The organism is Methyloglobulus morosus KoM1 (genome assembly GCF_000496735.2).
Taxonomy (GTDB): domain Bacteria; phylum Pseudomonadota; class Gammaproteobacteria; order Methylococcales; family Methylomonadaceae; genus Methyloglobulus; species Methyloglobulus morosus.
In genome coordinates, this window is record NZ_AYLO01000007.1 from 1 (window position 1) to 21,990 (window position 21,990).

Genomic DNA, 21,990 nt, shown 5'->3' on the forward strand with positions numbered 1-21,990 from the left:
TCAGCAAAAAACATCTTGATCCCTGGCTCACTAGATTGCCCGCCTATAGTATCCCAACCCCATAAGTACTCATTCCCTACTCCGTCTTTTTTTCTAACGTAATACTCTAATCGGTAAGGCTCTACTAATCTTCTGTACCCGCTATAAGTCATTTCAATCAAGCGTCGATTCCGTCCAGCTTCCAGGATCGCGTTCCTAACATTTCCGGGGCAATAACTGAAATCAACTATTCTATTTGGATACCCTGATCCAATACCGCCACCCAGGTTGCGGTATTGGGATTCAGGTAAAACTAAATCAAAAAGAGCATTAATGAGGGTTGTAAATTGCTCAAGAACATAGTCGAAGCTAAATACGGACGCTACTGGGACAAAAAGGTCTTTCCATGATAAATTAAAGTCCCCTATTGGAACAGAGAGAAGCTCTTTCCTCGCATCGTTTGGGCGCGGCTCGAAAATCGACTTCTTGAGAAAAGTAATAATAAGTTCCTGTCTATTTATTTGTTTTTCTCTCTGAAATACAAGCGAATAGAATAGATCAAAAAGATCTCCGGCTTTTCGGCGGTGTAGCAAAGTCGTCAGTTTAGAGGCAAGAACTTCCTCTGCTTTCTGACACGTGATCGTACCACGACATAACCCTGAATCTGAGTAAGGGTGGATAATTGACTGTTCTTGGGGCGGAAGATAAATTTTGTCGAATTGCGTAACATCAAATTGTGTTTTGAGCGTGCAATTTTCATCGTTATAAAATCCTTTAAAGTAAATTCTTGCTTCAAGAGCTTTAACATCAGGAATTGGGAGTTTTTTTTCCCTAACTGTAGCGTCCGCATCCTTGAAGGTAACACCAGTTTGCTTTTCGACAATGCGACACACTTCCCGAAGTTCAGTTTCTAGCAGTGTTTGACTGAAATTGTCTACAGAGGAGAAATCTAAATCTTTTGAAAATCTTGTTTCTGAAAAATAGCATTTCCGAAGCGCGTTGCCACCCTTCAATACAAGCCGCTTTTTTAATTCAGGTCTTGAGTTAATTGCCCACAAGATCCAGCTATGAACGTAATCCTTCTCAACCTGTTGCGGCTGTAGGCAAAATTTCTCTGCGGTTGATTCGATTTCTTTACTAGATATCACAATTTTCTATCCGATAGACACGGTTGCTTTGTGGGAATATTTGACCTCGACATAAAAGAGCGAGTGTCATTGTTAAAATTGACAAGCATGCTAGAAAGGTCATCGACGCATAGATGTAGCAATGATCATCGCTCCAATAATTATGGCCGCACTAACAAGGAGAGCAGAAACTGCTGCACCCATCGCCCAAAGTGCAAGTCCGGCGACCGTTGCGAGTAGAATACCGATAAAAAGCTCACGGATGAGTCCAAGTCCAATAATTAACAAGAGTGCACCAACAATCCAACCTACTTTCTTGTCCCATTCGAACGCAGTGAAATAGGATGCCCCGAACACTACAATGCTGGCTGGATATCGAAACCACCACGGCGCACTATATGGAAAATCCTCGTGATTCCACCACCGAGTAGAAGTATTCTCTTTCGAGAGGACTTCATTATTAGTGTCAATTTCATTGGCTTGATTGCTGGATTGATCTTCTTGGTGAGGCATAGAATCTCGCATATTTCGATACTGGGTTTAGTGCATAGATGTGCCGAGGAACGAGGCACATCGTTCGCGACAGATGCGCCTCACTTTGTTCAGCACATTATCCTACATTAAATAATCCCCCAACTCCCGTATGCCGCGCCGAGCATCGGAGCATTTATCGGAGATAGCCCATTAGGGGTGCGGCAGGGATGCCGCACGTTGCCGGAGGGACAGGGAAGTCCCTTCCGGCAACCCCCGGTAAATGCGAGAAGCGCAGGAGAGAAGCGGTATCGGGCGGATTTCTTTTGGATACTTTTCTTTGTCCGCGCAAAGAAAAGTATCTCGTCCGTGGGTACGAGAACCCACATTCAGATAACCGTCGCGATAGCGACACCTTAATATACCCCTCACCCTAACCCTCTCCCACAAGGGGAGAGGGGACAAAACGGGGATTCCGACAAGCAGTGCAAGTTCCCGCCATCCATAATGGTCGTCCCTGCCGGAATGAGGGCTTATTTTAGCAATATTGCTTCCTGAAAAGCGGTTTTTATTGTTTAGCGATTTCCTGTGCAGATGACCGTTAATTCCTAAGCGGTTTCCCCGTTTTCAACATGTGATCCAACCTATCCAACGTCCCTTTCTGCTTGACCAGCGCAACAAAGGCTTCTAGTTCCAACGCCAATAGGTCATCTTCCGTTATCGGCGCAGTGAAATCGCAAGCGCCGCCGCTCAAGACATGCGCCAATTGCCCGGATACGACGACATCATATTCTGTCGCCTTGCCCAGCAAACGGAACGCTTTGATGCCCATGTCCATCAAGACCTTGGCGGTAAAGCCCGGCAAGTGGTAGGTAAACGGTAAGGGCGGCGAGTAATCCTTGGCTAGAGCTAGGGCTTTGGCATCGGCCAAAAGCCGATTTTTGTTCATGGTGATGCCGTCGTGGGTGTTGAGGTACAACAGTTCCCGTGCATCAAAAGCCGATTTGGATACACTGGCCAAGCCGATGGTTTGGAAGGCTTTGATAACGGGCGGTATGGGGCCGCCGGGGCGTTTGGGTTGGCTTAGGCAACGGCGCAGGTATTCTTTGCAGCCGCCCCAGCCGGGTATCAAGCCGACACCGACTTCGACCAAGCCCATGTAAAGCTCGGCATGGGCTTGCACGGCATCGCAATGGAGCAGGATTTCGCAGCCGCCGCCCAGGGCAAGGCCGGAAGGTGCGGCAACGACAGGGAAGGGCGCGTATTTCAGGCGTTGGTAGGTCTGTTGGCCTTGTTTGATAAGCTGTTCCACCGCAGGCCAATCGTTGTCATGGATAGCTTTCATTAATAGGCCTAGGTTTGCGCCAGCGGAGAAATTTTCGGCATCGTTATGGATCACCAACGCTTTGAATTCTTTGTTAACTTTGTCGATACTCTGGTTAATCAATGCCATCGAATCCATATCCAGCGTATTCATTTTGCTGTGGAATTCCAGGCAGGCCACACCGTCGCCGATGTCCCAAAGCGAAGCCGAGTTGTTTTCCAGGACTGGCTTGCTTTGCTGCTTGATGTCGGATAGCAGCAAAACGCCTTCGGCTCGCCTGACGGGATGGTAATGACCTGACAGGTCGGCGAATTCCAACCTTCCTGAGCTGGTCGAATACATCTGGGCGTTTTTGGCTAACAGTGGCGGAACAGGTCGGCTTTCGGATTTCAGCTTATCGACAAACCAAGGAACGCCGATTTGGTCGAGCAACTCGAACGGGCTGAATTTCCAGTTATAGCCATCACGTAAGGCGGCATCAATTCCAGTGATGTCGTCGGAAATTTCCGGGATCAGGTTGGCGGCATAGCATAAGGTATGGGAAAGCACGCGCCAAGCATATTGGGCAACCGGATCAGGGTGCGACAATAAGGCTTGCAGCCCCGCTTTTTGGGCATCCTTGAGTGGGGACAAATCCGCCCGGTCACTGCGGGCATAGTCTCCCGTCGCAAGGCTGATGGATTCCTTAACCTTTTTGCCTTCGGTTTTATTCAAGCGGTAAAACCCGCCTTTGCCTTTTCTGCCCGTGTAACCTTCGCTAATCATTTTTTGCACGATGTCAGGCAAGTGATTGACTTCGTGAAAGGCGTCCTGCTGCGGCAAGGCCATTTTCATGCCTTTTAGGATAGGCGGGATCAAGTCCAGGCCGACCAAGTCCAGCAGGCCGAAGATGCCGGTTTTGGGGATGCCGAAGCTGGGCATGATGCCGTCGGCTTGTTCTACCGATATGCCATGTTCGATGGCATCCAATAAGCCATACAGCAACCAGTAAATGCCGATGCGGTTGCCGATAAAACCGGGCGTGTCTTTGCAAGTCACGCAGTTTTTGCCCAGTTTGATGTCGGCAAATTGGTTGATGGAATCAACAAAGGATGGTTCGGTTGCGGGGCTGCTGACCAGTTCCAACAAACGCATATAGCGGGGTGGGTTGAAGAAATGGGTAATCATAAACCGCCGCGTGAAGCTGTCGTCCAGGTTCTTTTTTAACAGCGCTAAGGGCAGGGTGGAGGTGTTTGACGAAATCAGGCATTCCGCTTTGCATATCGTGTTCAGTTTTTGGTACAGCGATTGTTTGACTTGAAGGTTTTCAATAACGGCCTCAATCACCCAATCGGCATCGGCCAGTTTGGGCAAGTCGTCCTCGATATTGCCCGTACTGATTAACTTGGCATTGGCCTTATCCATAAACGCGGCGGGTTCGGCTTCCAGTAATTTCTTTACAGCATTTTCCGCAATGCCGTTTCGGTTGCTTGCGCCTTCCGGGACGATGTCGAGCAAGTAGACGGGAATCCCTGCATTCGCGACATGCGCGGCAATGCTGGCGCCCATGACGCCCGCGCCGATGACTGCCACTTTTTGGATGTTCATAGCGCCTCCAGGATGGTGGCTATGCCCTGGCCTCCGCCGATACATTGTGTCGCTAGCGCATAGCGCTTGTGTTCCCGCTGCAAAAGGCTGGCGGCTTTACCGGTGATGCGTGCGCCGGTTGCGCCTAGTGGATGCCCCAGGGCAATCGCACCCCCATCCAGGTTGAGCTTATCGGCAGGAATCGGCAATTCTTTCAAGACGGCCAGGGATTGTGCCGCAAAAGCTTCGTTCAATTCGACAATATCGATGTCAGCCAAAGACAAGCCTGCCCTTTGCAAAGCTTTTCGTGTCGCAACAACGGGGCCTATGCCCATGATTTCGGGCGCACAACCGGATACTGCACATGACTTGATACGCGCCAGTTTGGGCAAGTTATGGGCATCGGCATAATTCTCGCTGCATATCAGGACTGCGGCTGCGCCGTCCGTTAAGGGCGAAGATGTACCTGCGGTGACCGTGCCGGTGGCTTGGAAAGCGGGATTGAGTCCAGCCAAGCCTTCGGCAGTGGACTCAGGCCGCAGGCAACCGTCCTTATCCACCGTGCCGTACTTGCCGGTAATTGGGATGATTTCATCAGCAAAAAGCCCTTGCTGCTGGGCGGTATAAGCCTTTTTTTGGCTTTCCAGCGCAAAGGCTTCCTGTTCTTTACGGCCAATGGCATATTTAAGCGCGAGATTTTCCGCCGTATCACCCATGCCGATATAAGCCTGGGGAAAGGTTTTGTACAGGGCAGGGTTGGGCATATTGTTGTAGCCGCCCATCGGAATCCGGCTCATGGATTCCAGGCCGGCACAAATAAACACCTCGCCTGCATCCATCTGGATTGCACCTGCCGCAATGTGGATGGCTTGCATGGACGAGCCGCAGAAGCGGTTTAGTGTCATCCCGGCGATGGAATTGGGCAAGCCTGCCAGAAATACAATAAGCCGCGCTACATTTAAGCCCTGCTCGCCTTCGGGAAACGCGCAGCCCAGGATCAAGTCTTCGATGTCGTCAGGATTGATACTTGATTTACTGACCAAGCCCTTAACGACTTGGGCGGCGAGGTCATCTGGTCTTACTCTTGCCAATGCGCCTTTCAGGGCTGGAGTAAATGGTGAACGGCAATATCCGGCAATAACAACATTTTTCATCTTATTCTCCTGTTATACCTGCACCTCTTGGCCCAATGGGAACGCATATTGGGTAGATAAATATCTTGGTTTTAAGGCAGCCCCTTGTTATCCCATTCATGGTTTGGTCGTTCGACAAGCCCACGATTCACCGAGGACAGGGTCAGCTTGTGTAAAGACTTCATCAGGAAAGCTCTTAAAATTAAAAATCTCCTCGTTTACTTCGGAGTATAAACCTAGGTTTGTGTTCCGGCATTCGCTGTTCATTAGGGGATCGAAAAATATTTTTTTGATCCCCAATTTCTTAACTGTGGGCAAGGAAGGAAAAGGGTAAGCAAAAAGCCCTTGATTTTATTCTCCTCCCCCCGGCTTTCTCCAACAAGAGGATGCCTTTATCCTCCTTGGCTTAACAGATGCTCTTAAGACCAGATTACTTTGCATTCGTTTCACTCACGCATTGTGCCATAAACGCATCAATACTTTCCCAGGTGCCGCCGATGTTTTCCATCAAAATGCCATGACGGTTTGAGTTGATGATTTTTAGCTGTTTGTTAGGACAGCGTAGCTTGTTCATGATTTCATCGGCGCTTTTGGGAGCGACGACAGGGTCATTGTCGCCTTGCAAAACCAGTACTGGTGCAGCACATAGCGGCACAAAATTATCCATTTCAGCAATCAGTTGCCTTAGCTCATATAGGCTTTTGACAGGCACGTTCCGGTAGTTGACTGTTGGATGCTCGGTAGGGTTCTCAATAAAGGACTTTACGCCTTCGAAGGATGACAGCCAATCTACCAGTTTGTTGGTGCCGTGCAGTAAAGGCACAAGCATAAAGGCTGGGTTGATGAATTTAATCGGCAATGCGACGACACTCACGCCAATGATTTCAGGGAAATGTTCGGCAGCCAACTTGAGGGCCAAGCCGCCGCCCGTGGAAAATCCGGTAATAAATATCCGATTGCAATGGGCTTTAAGAATCCTATAACCCCGAAGAGCGGACTGATACCAATCTTCCCAGGTTTGGTTTTGCAGGGCATAAGGTGACGAGCCGTGGCCTTTCAGGCGCACCCCCATCACAGTGTAACCTTGTTTAGCCAGGTAGTCTCCGTAATCCCTGAGTTCGGCAGGGCTGGCGAGCAGGCCGTGGACTAGCAGAATGCCGATGCCATTGTCGTCATGCGGATCGAGAAAAAAGGGGTTCGCATCCGCAGTCGCGGTTTCTTGCTCATTGATGTCGTCATAAGCGGGTTTGTTGTAGGCGTGATGCTCCCAGCTTAGGTCGCGGCATTCATCCTCAAAGTGCCAGGCCGCAAGTTCCTGTTGGTCGATATCATCGCATTCTACCAATGCCTTGATGAGAGTGTCCCTAACCAGCGAAATTGGCTTGGCTTCGTTATCATAGACCGCGATCATATTTTCCAGGCGGATGCTGTCAAAATCATGGTCTTCCAGCAGTTTCGGCAATAAATGGTATTGGCTGTCGTCCTCACTGATAAGGTCGGTGTTTTTTGCCTCATCGATAAAATGCTCAAACCGCGTCCCCGAACCGCTAATCAGTTCACTGTAATCAATGGGGTTGAGCAAGCTCCGGTGCAGGTTGATATTGCCGTTGTTTTGTAGGAGTTTCACGGCAATATAGAGGGTAGTTAAAAAGCGTTGCCGTTCTATCTGCACCTCTCTGTGTTTGATGAGGTGCATAATCAAGGTGGAGGCAAGGTGGCTTAAGTTAATGGTGACATTAAGGTAAATTTCCTCCATGTATTGGTCACGGGTCGCATTGGCGGCTTTTTTGAAATAATCGCCCAAGCGTTTTTGTTGCGGGTCTTTGGGATGGGCTTGGAAGGTAAATATCTCGTCCAGTGATTGGGCATTGGCCATGGCTTCTTCCAATAAGCTGTGATTTGCCAAGAACTTACGGTCAAAAGGCTCTAGCGGTTTGCCCATGCGTATGTCCATATCGGTATTCTTGAGCATAATATTGCCTTCGATCAACAGTTCTTCGGTTTGACGCAGGCTTAAGCTGTCGGTAAAAAAATCGACGGCTTTTACCATCAGGTTTTCCGATGTCCGTATGGGGTAAAACGTGATATTGGCCGGGATAATCGACGTGTTTTTGAGTGCGGAAGCCAGCAACTGGTCTAAGCTATCGAGCTGGAGTTGCTCTTTCCACCAAACCAGTCGGGCATGGTCTTTTTGATGGTAAGCCCGCCGGATGATAATTTTTATGGCTTCAACACCCTGTGCCAGTACTGCCGCACCCGTATGCGGTTTACGCCTTTGCCCAGTCGTGCGTGAATAGATGTTGTAATTGCCTTTCTCGTCCATGACCCGGTGGTCTTTAATCATGCTGCCTTCGGGAAAAATGATGATCTTGCGACCACGCAAAATTTGGGCGGTCAGCAGGGAGAACAAGCGGTCGTGGTCATGTGGAAAAACACCGACATGTTTTAAGTAACGGGCCAGTACCGAGTCTTGTTCAAAAAATTCACCCGAAGCAATAGCACAGCCATAAGCCCCAGTTTGTTCGTAAATTAGAAATTGCGGGATGAAAGTTTCAAACCGGGAGAAATGGTTGAACAGGAAGATGTCGCCCTGCTGTAACTGTGTTTCGGCATGGAGCTTCATTTTGACGCTCAGTACTTTTTTGACGGTGTTAAATACCCGTACAGAACGGTTATAGAGTGCTTTTTCTATGTCGTACCAGTTATCAGGGTAGGCTTCTGTTGGCATGGCGGTATAGTTATTTGCGTTGGTTTTCCTCTTCAGGTGCGGATAATTCCAATAGATGTTTCGAATTGTCGATAACAGGAACCGGGGGGGCTTCTTTGGGCATCGTAGTGGAGTTGTCGATAATAATAACGGCGTTAGGGTTTTGGACGGCTGATGTGCTTGGCTTGGGCGGATTTGATAGGTTGTTTGGGCTATTATTGGCTGCAGGGCCCGTTGCGCTACCTTCAAGTGCTTCGCCCGCTAAAGGGTCATCGTTTTCTTCCGGTGGATTGCCGTCATGGATCAGGTATTCGCGGCGTTGCTTATAAGAGTTTTTGACGAAATCATAGCGATCCACGGATGCCTCATTGAGAATTTTCTCAGAAGACATCAAGTCAGATCGGGAATCGGTGACATCAACCCCGGTGGCGGCGGCAGAGGCGGCATTGGCCGCAAAACCACCAAAGAAAGAGACATATGTCAGCGGGTTGAACAACGCATCGCCGATCAGCCCAACCGTATCCCTGGGTGAACTGGCACCCAAGAAAGGCAGCACCATATAATTGCCGGACGGAACGCCCCAAAATCCCAGGGTTTGGCCGAAATCTTCGTCATGCTTGGGCAAGTCGATCATTTTGGCAACATCAAAAGCCCCGACCAGGCCCACCGTGGTGTTCACCAGAAAACGACTGGCATCCATGCCGCCCTGGACAAATTTCAATTGTAGGAAATCATTGATAGTTACGCCTATATCATTAATATTGCTGAAAATATTGGTGATGCTTTCGTCGACTGGATTCGGCGTTATGTCCTTATAGCCTTTTGCCAAGGGTTTTAGGATGGTATCGTCGAAATCCTTGTTAAAGCTATGGACATCGCGATTCCAACTTTCCCAGGGATCGTTTTTATCCGTTGCCGTAGGTGAGGTCGAGCAACCCGACAACGTACCTGAGATAAGTAGGGCACCTAACATTTGACAGGCAATAGGGGTTTTTTGAGATTTCATCTTAGCGATTATTGGGGTGGCTATCGTTAATTGGCTGTTGATAAAGCTTATAGCATCAATCTTGTTACAAGTATAACCCAAGCTGATTATTAGTAAAAAGAAGCAGGTTTATTTTTCAAAATCCCAGTCAATGTCTTGGTTTTGTAGGCATCCGGCTATCTCGGCTTGGGTTTTGTCGGCATCCCAGGATAGGATGGCCGCTGCATTGTTGGCTAGACGGTTGAATTCGTCAGGCGATAGTTTTGCAAGGATTAAAAGCGGTATCCGCCGCCTTAACAAATCCTCAAGATGGATAGTCATCTCGTTTTTAGCACAGAACACGAAATCGGCCATAATAAACGGTAATTCCGGCCTTATTCGTTTGACTAAAGCGGGATTTTCAGTGCATAACTGAAAGATTTCAGTAATCCTATTGCCATGCCTTCTTACCAGCCAGACGGCGCTATCGTTGTCTATGCCGAGTTGCTCGGCTGTTAAGAGCGAGCTGTCCAGCAAAGCCGGATAATCCGTATGGGTTAGCCAAGGGAATGTTTTGCCGAAGGTTTGGCAGACTGAAGGCTTACCGAGTTGATTGCAAAGCACGTCAACTATAATTGCGGAATCTTCCCTGGCAGAGGTAAATTTGCCGCCGATTGATGAAAGCAGGCCGTTGGGGGATGTTTTTAACGCCCAATCGCGGCTGAGGTTGGACGGATTCTTGTCCTGGCTTTGTTGTAATACCCGTATGCCGGCAAATTTGCCGATAATATCCTGCCCAGTCCAATGTGTCGTTTTAAGCACATGATTTGCTTCGCCCAATAAATAGCCGATGTCTTCACTGGTGATGGTAACCTTGTCAATATCGCCCTCATAATTGGTGTCGGTCGTCCCCAATAAGGTCAGGCCGTACCAAGGGATGACAAAAAACACCCGTCCATCCGATTGCGCCGTCAATAACAGCGCTTCATCCGTCACGGTTTTGGGCATGATTAAATGTATGCCTTTCGTTAAGCGATAACTCCCCTTGTCGTTCTGGAATGAAACCGACCATCGCCCTGTCGTATCGACCACGAGGGACGCTTCAATCCTGAGGGCTTCATCGTTGACCTTGTCCTGTAGGACGGCACCGCAGATTATGCCATTTTGTTCGATTAATTCTGTCGCTTCGCAATAGCTTACGCAAACTGCACCCGCAGAAATGGCGCCGTCTATCAACTCCAGTACAAAGCGCGCATCGTCGGTTTGGGCATCGAAATAGGTGAATCCACCCATTAATCCCATCGGATCTAGGCAGGGGAAATGTTTGATGAAATCATCCTTAGAATGGTATTGATGTGCTTGGGTTTTCGGCATGTCCCCTGCGAGGAAGTCGTACAAGGCTAAGCCACATTTCAGCCGGAATGCGCCTATGCGACTGTTTTTGTAAACGGGTATCCCAAAACGTAAGGGCCAGACTCGGTGTGGCGCAGTTTGCAACAGCATGCGCCGCTCCGTCAGGGATTTCTTTACCAGTTTAAAATTAAAAGTTTCCAGATAACGCAATCCGCCATGGATCAGTTTGCTTGAAGCCGACGAGGTTGCACTCGCCCAATCGCCTTTGTCGACGAGGGCGACTTTAAGGCCGCGTAGGGCGGCATCGTAAGCGGTCCAAGCACCGTAAATGCCGCCGCCACAAACCAGCACGTCGAATTTTCGGTTTTTGAGCTGCTTGAAATCTCTTTGCATAACCTGAATCCTGGGGAATTGATGAAAATCGAGCTTGCTTACGTGGGAATCAATAAGATTAGCCTGCCATAAAGTTTTACCAAATAAAGACTATACTGCGATTCTGATTGGGTTTCCGAAGAGTTTTAAGATTTATACATTTTTACAAGAGATTATGCGTGATATGTTATAAAATACATGTACTTTGCAAGTGCTTGATGGCATGGGTTTTCAGTGCTGGCTTGCTGTTTTTTATTTTGCACGGTATTTGCCTTTGGCAATACCTATCATGGAGTGTGCGATGCGAATTATCCTTCTGGGAAGCCCTGGGTCTGGCAAAGGCACACAGGCCCAGTTTATCACTGAAAAATACCGGATTCCCCAGATCTCAACGGGTGACATGTTACGCGCTGCGGTGCGTGCAGGGACACCATTGGGCATTATGGCAAAGCAGGTGATGGATTCGGGCGGTTTAGTTTCTGACGACATTATCTTGGGCCTGATAAAAGAACGCATCAAACAAGATGATTGCGCCAACGGTTTTTTGCTGGATGGATTTCCGCGCACAATCGCCCAGGCAGAAGGGCTGGTTGCCATGGGTGTAGCCATTGATACGGTGATCGAGATTGTGGTGGATGATGAGCAAATCGTGAAAAGGATGGCAGGAAGGCGGGTTCACTTACCATCTGGACGGACCTATCACATTGAATATAATCCCCCCAAAACCGAAGGCATTGATGATGTGACGGGGGAAGCCTTGATCCAACGGGATGACGACAAAGAAGAAACGGTTCGTAAGCGCTTAAGTGTTTATCACGACCAGACTAAGCCGTTGGTCGATTATTATTCGGCCCCAGGCCAAAAAGTCAGGTTTTACTCGATTGTTGGGGTAGGCAGCGTCGACGAAATTACCCAAAAAATATACACGATTTTGGGGTAAATATTTTAGGGCCCTTAGTTTGCCGTAGGGCTTATTAAGGGCTATTTTTAATAGATTCGTGAATAGGTAAGTATAAAAATTACCAGGTCAGTTGAAAAAAGTGAGAATAAATGAGCAAACTTTATAACGTCGCGGTAGTAGGCGCGACGGGTGCCGTAGGCGAAGCCATGTTGTCTATCCTGGAAGAACGAAATTTTCCGGTGGGGGAAGTCTACGCACTTGCCAGCAGTAAATCCGTTGGGAAACGGATTCCGTTCAAGGGTGGATCGTTAAAAGTCGAAGATTTAGCCGACTTTGATTTTTCAAAGGCGCAAATCGGCTTATTTTCGGCAGGTGGATCGGTTTCTGCCGAATACGCCCCGAAAGCAGCGGCAGCGGGTTGTATTGTGGTCGATAATACCTCGCATTTCCGTTATGACGACGACATACCCTTGGTCGTGCCCGAAGTTAACCCCGAAAAAATCGCCGATTACCTTAACCGTGGCATCATTGCCAACCCCAATTGTTCTACGATTCAAATGGTAGTGGCCTTAAAGCCGATTTATGATGCGGTCGGCATAACCCGGATTAATGTATGCACCTATCAGGCGGTTTCGGGTACGGGTAAAAAAGGCATTGAAGAAGTCGTCAAACAGACGTCCAGGTTATTGAACGGTCAGCCCATAGAAACCAATGTTTACCCAAAACAAATTGCTTTCAACGTACTGCCCCAGATTGATGTGTTCATGGATAACGGCTATACCAAAGAAGAAATGAAAATGGTATGGGAAACCCAGAAAATTCTTGATGATCAGTCGATTATGGTAAATGCCACAGCCGTACGTGTGCCCGTTTTTTATGGGCATTCGGAGGCCGTCCATATTGAGACTCAGAAAAAAATTGATGCCGACACAGTAAGGTCGTTGTTATCCAAAGCACCCGGGGTTGCAGTCCTCGATGAACGCAAAAATGGCAGCTATCCAACGGCGGTCACGGAGTCTTCAGGACATGACAATGTATTTGTCGGGCGGATACGGGAGGATATTTCCCATCCTTTGGGTATAAGCTTATGGGTGGTGGGCGATAACATAAGGAAAGGGGCCGCCTTAAATAGCGTGCAGATTGCTGAAATACTGGTAAAAAATTACATCTAGGCTAATCTTGTTCCTATAATTGTGGCTGTGTGGTAAAACATCGTGATAAAAAAAGGAGATGGATGCGTGCGCAACTTAACTAAAGCCCTGACAGTGGTATCGTTACTGGCTCCTGTTAGTGGACATCCACTAGGGATCGGTGATATCAGAGTGCACTCAGCCCTTAACCAGAATCTCAACGCCGAGATTAACTTGGTTGCTTCACGCGGAGAAAATCCTACCAATATCAAGGTCAACTTGGCGCCACCTGAAAAATTTGATGAAGCCGGTGTGCCTTGGTCGTACTTTCTCTCAAAAATCAGGTTTCAACCGATTATCAAGCCGAACGGCTCGATGGTTATCAAGGTAACGTCAAGGGAGGCGTTGAAAGAACCCTTCCTTAATTTCTTGCTTGAAGTGAGTTGGCCTAAAGGCAATTTGTACAGGGAGTTCACTGTGCTGGTCGATCCGCCAGCCGATTACCAGCAATCTGCACCGACTTACCAAGAACCGGTATATCAAGAACCCGCCTATCCCATAAATTCAAAATACGAAAACTACTCGCCAGGGCAAGAAGATTATGCGTCGCGTAATCGTCCTGTCAGGCATGCAAATAGGCCAGCCCGCAGTTCTGCCGGTAATTATGGTGGACAAATTACCACCAGGAGAAATGACACTTTATGGCATGTGGCAGAGCGTGTGCGAGGCTCCGGCGTTTCTGTAGAGCAGATGATGATTGCGCTTTACCAACAAAATCAACATGCGTTTTATCAACAAAACGTGAATGCGTTGTCTGCCGGAAAGACGCTGAAAGTTCCAGAAAAAGATGTGGTGCAGCAAACCTCTAGGCAGGAGGCTTTAGCTGAATTTGGACGGCACAATGACGCATGGAATAACAACCGTTCAAGTGTTCCTGCAGGGGAAACTCAGCTTACAAAAGAAAATGCCCTGGATACCCAGTTAAAGCTGGAAGCCCCAAATGAGGCGGCTGTTGCTGCCAACGAGACTGTTTCGCCTTCAAGTGAGCAAGAGCCTGGGGCAGCAAATGCCCCTGCACAATCTGCGGCGGTAGCCCCCCCAGGCACGCAAAATCAAGCCGCAACCAAAGGGACATCGGCAGTCGATGAAGCTGTGCAAAGCAAAATTGCTGCGCTTGAAAAACAGATGGCGACGATGCAAGAATTGATTGCATTAAAAGACAAGCAGCTTGCGGAATTACAAAATCCGGGCCAGGGGGCGGCACTAGGAACTCCGCCGACACCCTCTACATCTGCACAATTACCCCCCCCAGTTGCGCCAATTCCAGCCCAACCTGAACCAACGGTAACGCCGCCAGTAAGCCAGCCTGCGCCGCCGCCTCAACCGGTTCAACCTGTCGTTCCACCAAAGCCAATCGTCAAACCGATTGAAAATAAAATGGTGCAACCCGCTCCCGCTGTGGAGGATTCTGGCTTTTCTTTACCGCTGATATTGGGAAGCCTGGGGGTATTGGTCTTATCCATTTTTGGTTGGTTATGGTGGCAAAAAAGGAAAGCTAGCCAAGAAACCGAGGCTGAAAGCATGTTTCGTAACTATAGCAGCATGCGAAGCAACAGCGATTTATCGGGGCCTTTTTCCGGCAGCCGGAAAGGTGGGGCCGATTCCGGCGTCCTTGCGGGTGAAAGTTCTTTTCTGAACGATTTTAAAGCCAGTGACTTTGAATCATTCGAATCTTTTAACGTAGACCATGGCGACATTGATCCGATTGCGGAGGCCGATGTCTATTTGGCATACGGACGTTTTCAACAAGCAGAAGACCTAATAAAGCAAGCGATCATAGATTTTCCCGACCGAGATGATTGTAAATTGAAGCTGCTTGAAATTTTCCAAGCGAGCTCAAATAAAGAAGGGTTTGAAAATTATGCGAGCGAATTAGTCGCTGAAGGCAAACAAAGGGATACGGATTTTTGGTCAAAAGCGACGGAATTAGGTCGAGATATTAGCCCGGAATCTGTCTTATTTTTATCTTCACCCATCAGTAATACGGCGGTATTTTCTACGGGATCTGAGGTGCTTGCTGAAAATGTCCTGCTTAGCCCAACAATAGATCAGGACGCAAATGGCAAGCCAATAGATGTCCCTGAGCCTCAAGGTTCGGCAACCTTTGATATTTCCGATATTGAAGAAGGGCAGTCGGTATTTGAGGCCAAATTATCACAAGAAGAACTGGCAGTCCAGCAACGAGATGAGCCAACCGTAGAAACGCATAAGGGCGGAAACATCAGCGAGGAACGGCCGGACCTTGACCTAGATCTATTTGAAGACGATCTCTCAGGACTCAAGGACAACGAAGCGTTAGATTTTGACTTGGGGCCTTATCCTGGAAGTGCCCCAAAAGCTCAACCTGAAAATATGCTTGATACCGATACCGTCGCTAATGCTTTCGGCAAAAGTCCATTAAATGAACAATTAGACGATTTTGATGACAAAAACGAATTTGAAACCTATGAATTTGATTTCAAATCAGACAAAACGGAAGAAAATAAACCAGAAAAGATAGGGACAATTAACGCGGAGGACTCTTGGGATCTTGATCAAACCTTAGAATTTTCTATTGATAAGCTGCCTATGGCAGATTCGCTTGGCAACGATCCGTTAGATTTTAGTTTCGATCTAGAACCACCGCAATCCGATACAGCTAAGCCAAGCAGTTTAGATCAAGGGTTTATGGTATCCGACCTGACAGATATGGACGAAATCGAAACCAAACTGGATTTGGCGAAAGCGTATATTGATATGGGGGATGCCGATGCCGCCAAAGAAATCATAGAGCAAGTCATCGAAAAAGGGTCTGCGGAACAAAAGAAAACGGCCCAAATGCTACTGGATGAACTGAGTTAAAGTTGTGCCGATAAACGGTAATTCAAAGGTTTTACAGAATAGCCCTAATAAGGGCTATTTTTTTGTATGCCAGTTATTTTGTAAGGTGGTCCAGTATAGTTTGGCGGTGCTTTAGTAAAGTCTCAATGCTGCGTTGCAACATCAAAAAATAATCTTCGGCAAGGTCGTATCGTTGGTGGTTTAGGCAATTTTCCAAAGCTATTGCCGGTTCTTCAATGTCATTCAGGTAGCATATTTTTGCAGAAGAATTGATGGTATGTGCTGCCTCAAGGGCTACTTGATAGTGCCCTGCTTTGAGGGAAAAAGCGATCTGGTCAATTTGTTGGGGCAGTTCTTCGAAAAGCTTCTCGTAAAGGGTCAACATGACCCCCTTATTTTTCCTTAGCTGTACCGATAAGGTGCGGATAGATTCAAGTAACGAGGCTAAGCCGTCATTTTCTCGCCAAAGCTGGAATAATTCATTTAGCTTGTCGATGGTCAGCGGTTTTAGCAAGCAATCATCAAAACCGGCGGCGATAAGCTCTTTTTTCTGGTCGGGATTAATCCCTTTACCAAGCAGTGCAATGATAGGCGTGTTGCAATTGGGACAGTCCTGGGATTTTGCCAGGGAAACCAGGCTTAATCCGTTTAATTCCATGTCAACAATGATGAGGTTAAATAGCTTGTCGGTAATTGCCTCTGCCGCTTCAAGTTCTGTGCTAACCAAAACCACGCTGTTACTACATAAACCCTGCGTTTGGGCAATCGGCGGCATCGGGTTATTGGCGTGGGCCAATAACGTAGTGAATTGCCCCGGCTTGGCTGATGGTTTATCCATAAGTTAATGATTCATGATGATTACAGTGGCAATTATTACCAAGACGAATGGGCTCAACAAAAGATTGGGCAAGTATTTTAAATAATCGGTGCCTTATTGATAAAATGAAAACATCATGATTTCATTTTTCTAGTGCCATTTGTAATGAATTACCCATCAGAAATCAATCACTATCTCGCTGAACATGCTGACTTATTGAGAAAAAGTTATAGGAAACTCCTAGAAGACGAATTAATCGTGACAAACAAATCGCATGGCACTTTGGCTCAAGCCTTATTCCATGCGCCTTTTGTCATTGTTTCCCACAATATCGCACCTGATCCGGTGTTCAATTATGCCAATCTGAAAGCCCTGGATCTTTTCGGATTTAGTTGGGAAGAATTTACTCAACTGCCGTCCAGGTTATCGGCAGAACGTATCCATCAGTCGGAACGGGAAAATCTGCTGGCAGAAGTAAGTCAAAAAGGCTATTTGGATCGTTATCAAGGTGTCCGTATCACAAAAACGGGCACCAGGTTTTTGATCAAAAATGCAGTGGTTTGGAATTTAATTGACGAAAACGGTTGTTATGCAGGACAGGCCGCAAAGTTTGGGGAATGGGAATTTCTTTGAACTGCTAAATACTGCCTGGAGGTGTTTTAGGGTTATTGGGGTTGTCCGGCTTTTTTAAATCCTGTCCCAGTTCGTCGATTTCATTTTTCAATTGATTGCCCAAGGATTCTATTCCTTTTTGGACTTGAGGAAGTTGCTGCTCCAGTTGCTTGGCAAAGGTATCGCCCAGGTTTTGCAGGCTTTTCACGACTTCCCCGAGAGGGATCATGGAGATGTTCATTTGGGTTTGCAAATAATCCACTTCCCAAAGGCCTTCCTTTTTAATCAAAACCGTGTCGAAAGTGACCAAGCGTTTATTACGGCTAATGGTCGTTTCAACACGGGCTGTTGAATCTTCAATGACGGCTACGCCCATCTTAATGGTCGAATGCGTGTCGATGTCTTGCAAGTTTACCAAATGTTGGGAGTCTTGGGTGACATGCGTTCTGGCATTTTCAATCTTGCCTTGTGCCAGGGACTGCCAAAATAAGCTGGTGACTTCTTCGGGCGACTTTCCGGTCTGGCAACCGGAAAGCAACAGGATACAAAAAAGCCCGGCCAGATTGACCGGGCATTTGATGGGTTGTAATAAAAACTTAATCGTCACCGCCAAACACGCCCAGTATTTGCAACAAACTTAGGAACAGGTTGTAGATGGAAACATATAAGGAAACCGTCGCCAAAATATAGTTGGTTTCACCGCCGTGGATGATTTCGCTGGTTTGGAACAAGATCATGCCCGACATCAGCAAGATGAACATGGCGGAAACTGCCAGCGACAGGGCAGGGATGGAGAACAGCACGGCACCGAGTCCAGCCAGGAATGCGACCAAGATGCCGACCATCAGAAAACCGGACATGAAGCTGAAGTCCTTGCGGGTGGTGAGTGCATAACCGGAAAGCCCCAGGAAGATTGCACCAGTACCGCCCAATGCAGTCATCACCAACTCGTTGCCGTTGCTAAAAGCATGGGTGTACATGTTGATGATGGGGCCGAGGGTCAGTCCCATGAATCCGGTCAATGCAAAGACAAAAACCAAACCTAAAGCACGGTCACTGAATTTTGTGGTCAGAAACAACAAGCCAAAATAGCCGACCATTGTCAGGATCATGCCAGGGTGGGGCAGGTTGAAATACATGGATGCCCATGCGGTCATCGCACTGAACAATAGGGTCATGGACAACAATAAATAAGTATTTTTCAATACTTTATTAGTTGACAAGATACTTTCTTCAGTACGGGTAATAGCAGTGTTTAATCGCATAAACGTAAATTCCTTAAATCAAGTGAACAACAAAAACTGAGACAGGCTAATCTTACAAGAGTTTCAACCAATTGGTAAGTTAATTTGAGCTGCCTGCCAAAGTCGTGTGCGAAATCTAACACAAACAAGATTTACAACCCCTATTTACGCCAAAATTCCGGTACGAACAAGATGATGATGGAAAAAATCTGCACACGACCGAGTATCATGGCAAACGAGCATATCATCGTTTGCAGGTCGCTTAAGCTGGCGTAATTGGTGGCGGGCCCGACTTGGTTAAGGCCTGGTCCAGCGTTGTTGAAGCAGGCGATAATGGCGGAAAGTGCAGTAACGAAATCAAGTCCGGTCAACAGCAATGCAAATACCAAGATGACGATACACATGAAATACAGAAAGATGAACCCAGTCACGGAGGTAACGATATTGTTACTAATGATTTGGTCGCCAATCCTTAAGGATTTAATGGCATAAGGATGGATAAACTTGAATAATTCCAAACGGGTTTGTTTGAGCAGGATAATCGTCCTAATCATGCGGATACCGCCGCCAGTAGAACCCGATGATGCCGATAAACAGCTTAAGAACAGCATCCACATCGGCACAAAGATAGGCCACTGGTTAAAGTTCTGAGTGGCGAAGCCGCAATCAGTGGCTATTGTGACCAGATTAAAGGTGGCATGGCGCAATGCCGTTGGGAAGTCCGGGTATGTGCCGGTATCCCACAAGACATAAGCTGCAAACAAGCAGCTACTCAATACCAAAGTTAAAAACCCCCGCATTTCCATGTCCTCCCGATAAGGACTCAGTGACCGTTTTCGGATGACCACGAAATGGGTAGCGAAATTGATTGCCGCCAGCAATTGAAAAATCGTCAACACGATTTCGATAGGCACTGAATCAAAAAAACCGATATTACTGTCGTGCGTGGAAAACCCGCCCAGACTCATGGCGGCAAACGCGTGGCAGATTGCGTCAAACCAGTTCATGCCTGCTAATTTCAACGAGATAATACAAACGGCGGTAATACCTGCATATACCAGCCACAAGGCTTTGGCAGTTTGGGCGATACGAGGCGGCAAATCGGATTCTTTCACCGATCCCGGTGCTTCCGCCATGTATAACTGCATTCCGCCGATGCCCAAAATAGGCAGAATCGCCACGGCGAAAATGATAATTCCCATCCCTGCAATCCAGTTTAACTCATGCCGCCAGAGGTTAATTGACATGGGCAGGTTGTCAATGCCGCTAAAGATGGTTGCACCCGTTGTCGTCAACCCAGAAACAGATTCGAAATAAGCATCGACAAAGCTTAAGGAAGGTATGTAAATGAGGAAAGGAATCGCACTAAACACAGGCGTGGCAGACCAAGTAATCGCAACCAGCAAGAATCCCGTTTGGCGGGTGACTTTTTTGGTGGCGCGAAGGGTAGAAAAAAACATCAGCGCGCCCAGCAAGAGCGTGATTGCCGTGCCTTCAATAAAAGCATCCATTGCACCGTCTTTAGCGAATATCGAGGTCAACAAACTGGTGGACATCAGGCCACCGCAACCCATCGTAATAAGGCCAAAGACGTGGATGATGGTAAGCAGGACAGTCATAATTTGGGCAAGAAAGGCTTTTGGTTTAGTTGCGCGAATGGCAAAGTCTAACTGACCTAAGCAATCTCTGGGCAACTCCGTCAACAAGCTCAGGACGGACGGAAAAATGTTGATTCCGTTTACGGTTCGACAGGCTCGGTACGAACGGAATCAACTGGACCGGCGATTCCTGAATAAAAATGGTCATTTTTGCAGCGGCTGAAAATTTTTCTCGATATTGATAACCAATTTTTTCTCCATTGCAAACATGACAACATGGTCGTTTTCTTCAAAAATCGTGTCGTGATGGATTTCGATAACTTCCTGTTTGCGGATCAAAGCCCCCAGTACGATCCCGGAAGGGAAATGGATCGCATCCACACGCTTACCGACGACCGAAAATGTGCCGCTCGCGTGGGCAATGGCTTCAATCGCTTCGGCTGTGCCGCCGCACAGGGAACTGACTTGGGCGACATCGCCTTTACGCACATGTTTTAAGATACTGCCCAAGGTTTCCTGGTTGGGCAGCACGGCGACGTCTATCCCCGTGCCGGGCAGCAATTTGCTGTAGGAAATGTGATTGAGCAAGCAAATAGTCTTCCGTGCGCCCAAGCTTTTAGCCAGTGCGGCGGAGATAATATTCACTCCGTCATTGTCGGTGATGGCGCAGAACAGGTCGGCGCTGTCGATGGATTCGTCCAGCAGCAGGGTTTCGTCCGCGCAATCGCCTTTCAAGACGACAGTCTTATGCAATTCATTGGCGATTTTCTTGGCGCGTCTGGGGTCTTTTTCAATGATCTTAACTTGATGGTCATTTTCTAACGCCAACCCTAGTCGCTTTCCAATATGGCCACCACCAGCAATAATAATGCGCTTGATCGGGGCTTCAAGTTTGTTGAGCGATTGCAATACACGCTGTACTTCTTTTCGCGGTGCGACAATAAAGATCTCATCGCCCGATTTAATCACGGCGTGACCATTGACTGCCAACGGTTGGCCTTGCCGAAAAATTGCCACCACACGAATTTTTCCGTCCGCTAGGCGTTCTTTCAAATCTTTGATTTTTTTGTCTATCAAGAAACCATTGGCGCCGACTTTGACCGAGAACAAACGCACCAATCCGTCAGCAAAATCGGAAATATGCAAAACGCCAGGAAAGTCGATCAGGTTGCGGATGGCTTCCATCACGATCATCTCAGGGCTAATCACATGGTCGATAGGAATCCCTTCGAAACCGAACAACTCTGGATGTTTGAGGTAATCAATCGCCCTAACCCTCGCAATCGTTTTAGGTCGCTTGTATAAGGCATTGATAATAAGGCAGGCCAGCATATTGGTTTCGTCGCTGTCCGTGACTGCGATGACTATATCGGTATCGTGTATCCCGGCTTGTTCCAGGACGCTGGGATGGGCGGCATTTCCCGCGACGGTAGCAATATCGAAACGCTCTTTTAACGCATCCAATACGAGTGGCTTAAAGTCTACGACCATAATGTCGTTTTCTTCGCTGGCTAAGGCAGCCGCCACAGCGGAACCGGTGACTCCGGCCCCAAGAATGAGTATCTTCATTAAATCCTTCTAAACCACCAATAAAACTAGGGGTAGCGTATTTTACTGATTTTGATTGCTAAATACTATATGAATAAATGATGTTAGATAGCGTTGGCCCTTAATTATGGTGTTGCCGCCGCGACGCTTGATTTAATCGGGTTCTCGCATCCGAAAGCGAGACACTTTCTTCACGCACTCCGACGCTTATCGAGGATTGCTAAAGGGACTTCTGTCCCTTTGATAAAGCGCGGCTTTTTTGTC

Annotated in this window: 16 protein-coding genes; 4 read left to right on the forward strand and 12 right to left on the reverse strand. The window is 47.7% G+C overall.

Annotation, left to right across the window (positions count from 1 at the left end):
• From MGMO_RS00570 to MGMO_RS00600, 7 genes are all read right to left on the reverse strand, one after another.
• A partial coding sequence (locus MGMO_RS00570) for a nucleotidyl transferase AbiEii/AbiGii toxin family protein (protein ID WP_036306367.1) occupies positions 1 to 1,127 on the reverse strand: 1,127 nt, incomplete at its 3' end.
• A 99-nt stretch (positions 1,128 to 1,226) separates the two neighbouring features.
• Positions 1,227 to 1,619 carry a hypothetical protein gene (locus MGMO_RS00575; protein WP_023493055.1) on the reverse strand — a complete coding sequence of 131 codons (393 nt, stop codon included), beginning with the start codon at positions 1,617 to 1,619 and terminating at the stop codon, positions 1,227 to 1,229.
• 559 nt (positions 1,620 to 2,178) lie between these two features.
• Positions 2,179 to 4,488, reverse strand: coding sequence for a 3-hydroxyacyl-CoA dehydrogenase/enoyl-CoA hydratase family protein (locus tag MGMO_RS00580; RefSeq protein ID WP_023493056.1), 2,310 nt, complete (start codon positions 4,486 to 4,488; stop codon positions 2,179 to 2,181).
• The gene (locus tag MGMO_RS00585; RefSeq protein ID WP_023493057.1) at positions 4,485 to 5,621 is read right to left on the reverse strand and encodes a thiolase family protein; all 1,137 of its coding nucleotides are present in this window, start codon (positions 5,619 to 5,621) and stop codon (positions 4,485 to 4,487) included. The genes MGMO_RS00580 and MGMO_RS00585 overlap by 4 nt, the downstream gene beginning before the upstream one ends.
• 409 nt (positions 5,622 to 6,030) lie before the next feature.
• Entirely contained in the window at positions 6,031 to 8,328 is a 2,298-nt protein-coding gene (locus MGMO_RS00590; protein WP_023493058.1) for an alpha/beta fold hydrolase, read from the reverse strand.
• A 10-nt stretch (positions 8,329 to 8,338) separates the two neighbouring features.
• A complete protein-coding gene (locus MGMO_RS00595) occupies positions 8,339 to 9,313 on the reverse strand; it encodes an MlaA family lipoprotein (protein WP_036306372.1) in 975 nt (324 codons plus the stop codon).
• A 108-nt stretch (positions 9,314 to 9,421) separates the two neighbouring features.
• Positions 9,422 to 11,017: a glycerol-3-phosphate dehydrogenase/oxidase gene (locus tag MGMO_RS00600; protein ID WP_023493060.1), complete on the reverse strand. Its 1,596-nt coding sequence runs from the start codon at positions 11,015 to 11,017 to the stop codon at positions 9,422 to 9,424.
• 280 nt (positions 11,018 to 11,297) lie between these two features.
• Between MGMO_RS00600 and adk the strand changes: the two genes are divergently transcribed.
• From adk to MGMO_RS00615, 3 genes are all read left to right on the forward strand, one after another.
• A complete protein-coding gene (gene adk, locus MGMO_RS00605; protein ID WP_023493061.1) occupies positions 11,298 to 11,936 on the forward strand; it encodes an adenylate kinase in 639 nt (212 codons plus the stop codon).
• 110 nt (positions 11,937 to 12,046) lie between these two features.
• Positions 12,047 to 13,069 carry an aspartate-semialdehyde dehydrogenase gene (locus MGMO_RS00610; RefSeq protein ID WP_023493062.1) on the forward strand — a complete coding sequence of 341 codons (1,023 nt, stop codon included), beginning with the start codon at positions 12,047 to 12,049 and terminating at the stop codon, positions 13,067 to 13,069.
• Positions 13,070 to 13,135: 66 nt separating this feature from the next.
• Positions 13,136 to 15,928, forward strand: coding sequence for a FimV/HubP family polar landmark protein (locus MGMO_RS00615; RefSeq protein ID WP_023493063.1), 2,793 nt, complete (start codon positions 13,136 to 13,138; stop codon positions 15,926 to 15,928).
• Between the two features lie 73 nt (positions 15,929 to 16,001).
• Here the strand turns inward: MGMO_RS00615 and MGMO_RS00620 are convergent, their stop codons facing one another.
• Positions 16,002 to 16,745: an Hpt domain-containing protein gene (locus MGMO_RS00620; RefSeq protein ID WP_023493064.1), complete on the reverse strand. Its 744-nt coding sequence runs from the start codon at positions 16,743 to 16,745 to the stop codon at positions 16,002 to 16,004.
• A gap of 144 nt (positions 16,746 to 16,889) precedes the next feature.
• Here MGMO_RS00620 and MGMO_RS00625 point away from each other — a divergent pair, with 144 nt between their 5' ends.
• Positions 16,890 to 17,357, forward strand: a complete 468-nt coding sequence (locus MGMO_RS00625) for an MEKHLA domain-containing protein (RefSeq protein ID WP_023493065.1) — start codon at positions 16,890 to 16,892, stop codon at positions 17,355 to 17,357.
• A 4-nt stretch (positions 17,358 to 17,361) separates the two neighbouring features.
• Here MGMO_RS00625 and MGMO_RS00630 read toward each other — a convergent pair whose 3' ends face one another.
• The 4 genes from MGMO_RS00630 to trkA form a co-directional block, all read right to left on the reverse strand.
• A complete protein-coding gene (locus MGMO_RS00630; RefSeq protein WP_023493066.1) occupies positions 17,362 to 17,943 on the reverse strand; it encodes a hypothetical protein in 582 nt (193 codons plus the stop codon).
• On the reverse strand, positions 17,933 to 18,601 hold the full coding sequence (locus MGMO_RS00635) for a Bax inhibitor-1/YccA family protein (RefSeq protein ID WP_023493067.1): 669 nt from the start codon (positions 18,599 to 18,601) through the stop codon (positions 17,933 to 17,935). Before MGMO_RS00635 ends, MGMO_RS00630 begins: the two co-directional genes overlap by 11 nt.
• A gap of 140 nt (positions 18,602 to 18,741) precedes the next feature.
• Positions 18,742 to 20,199 (reverse strand): TrkH family potassium uptake protein, encoded by a 1,458-nt coding sequence (locus tag MGMO_RS00640; protein ID WP_023493068.1) that lies wholly within the window; start codon positions 20,197 to 20,199, stop codon positions 18,742 to 18,744.
• 183 nt (positions 20,200 to 20,382) lie between these two features.
• Positions 20,383 to 21,747 carry a Trk system potassium transporter TrkA gene (gene trkA, locus MGMO_RS00645; RefSeq protein WP_023493069.1) on the reverse strand — a complete coding sequence of 455 codons (1,365 nt, stop codon included), beginning with the start codon at positions 21,745 to 21,747 and terminating at the stop codon, positions 20,383 to 20,385.
• Between the last annotated feature and the right edge of the window lie 243 nt (positions 21,748 to 21,990).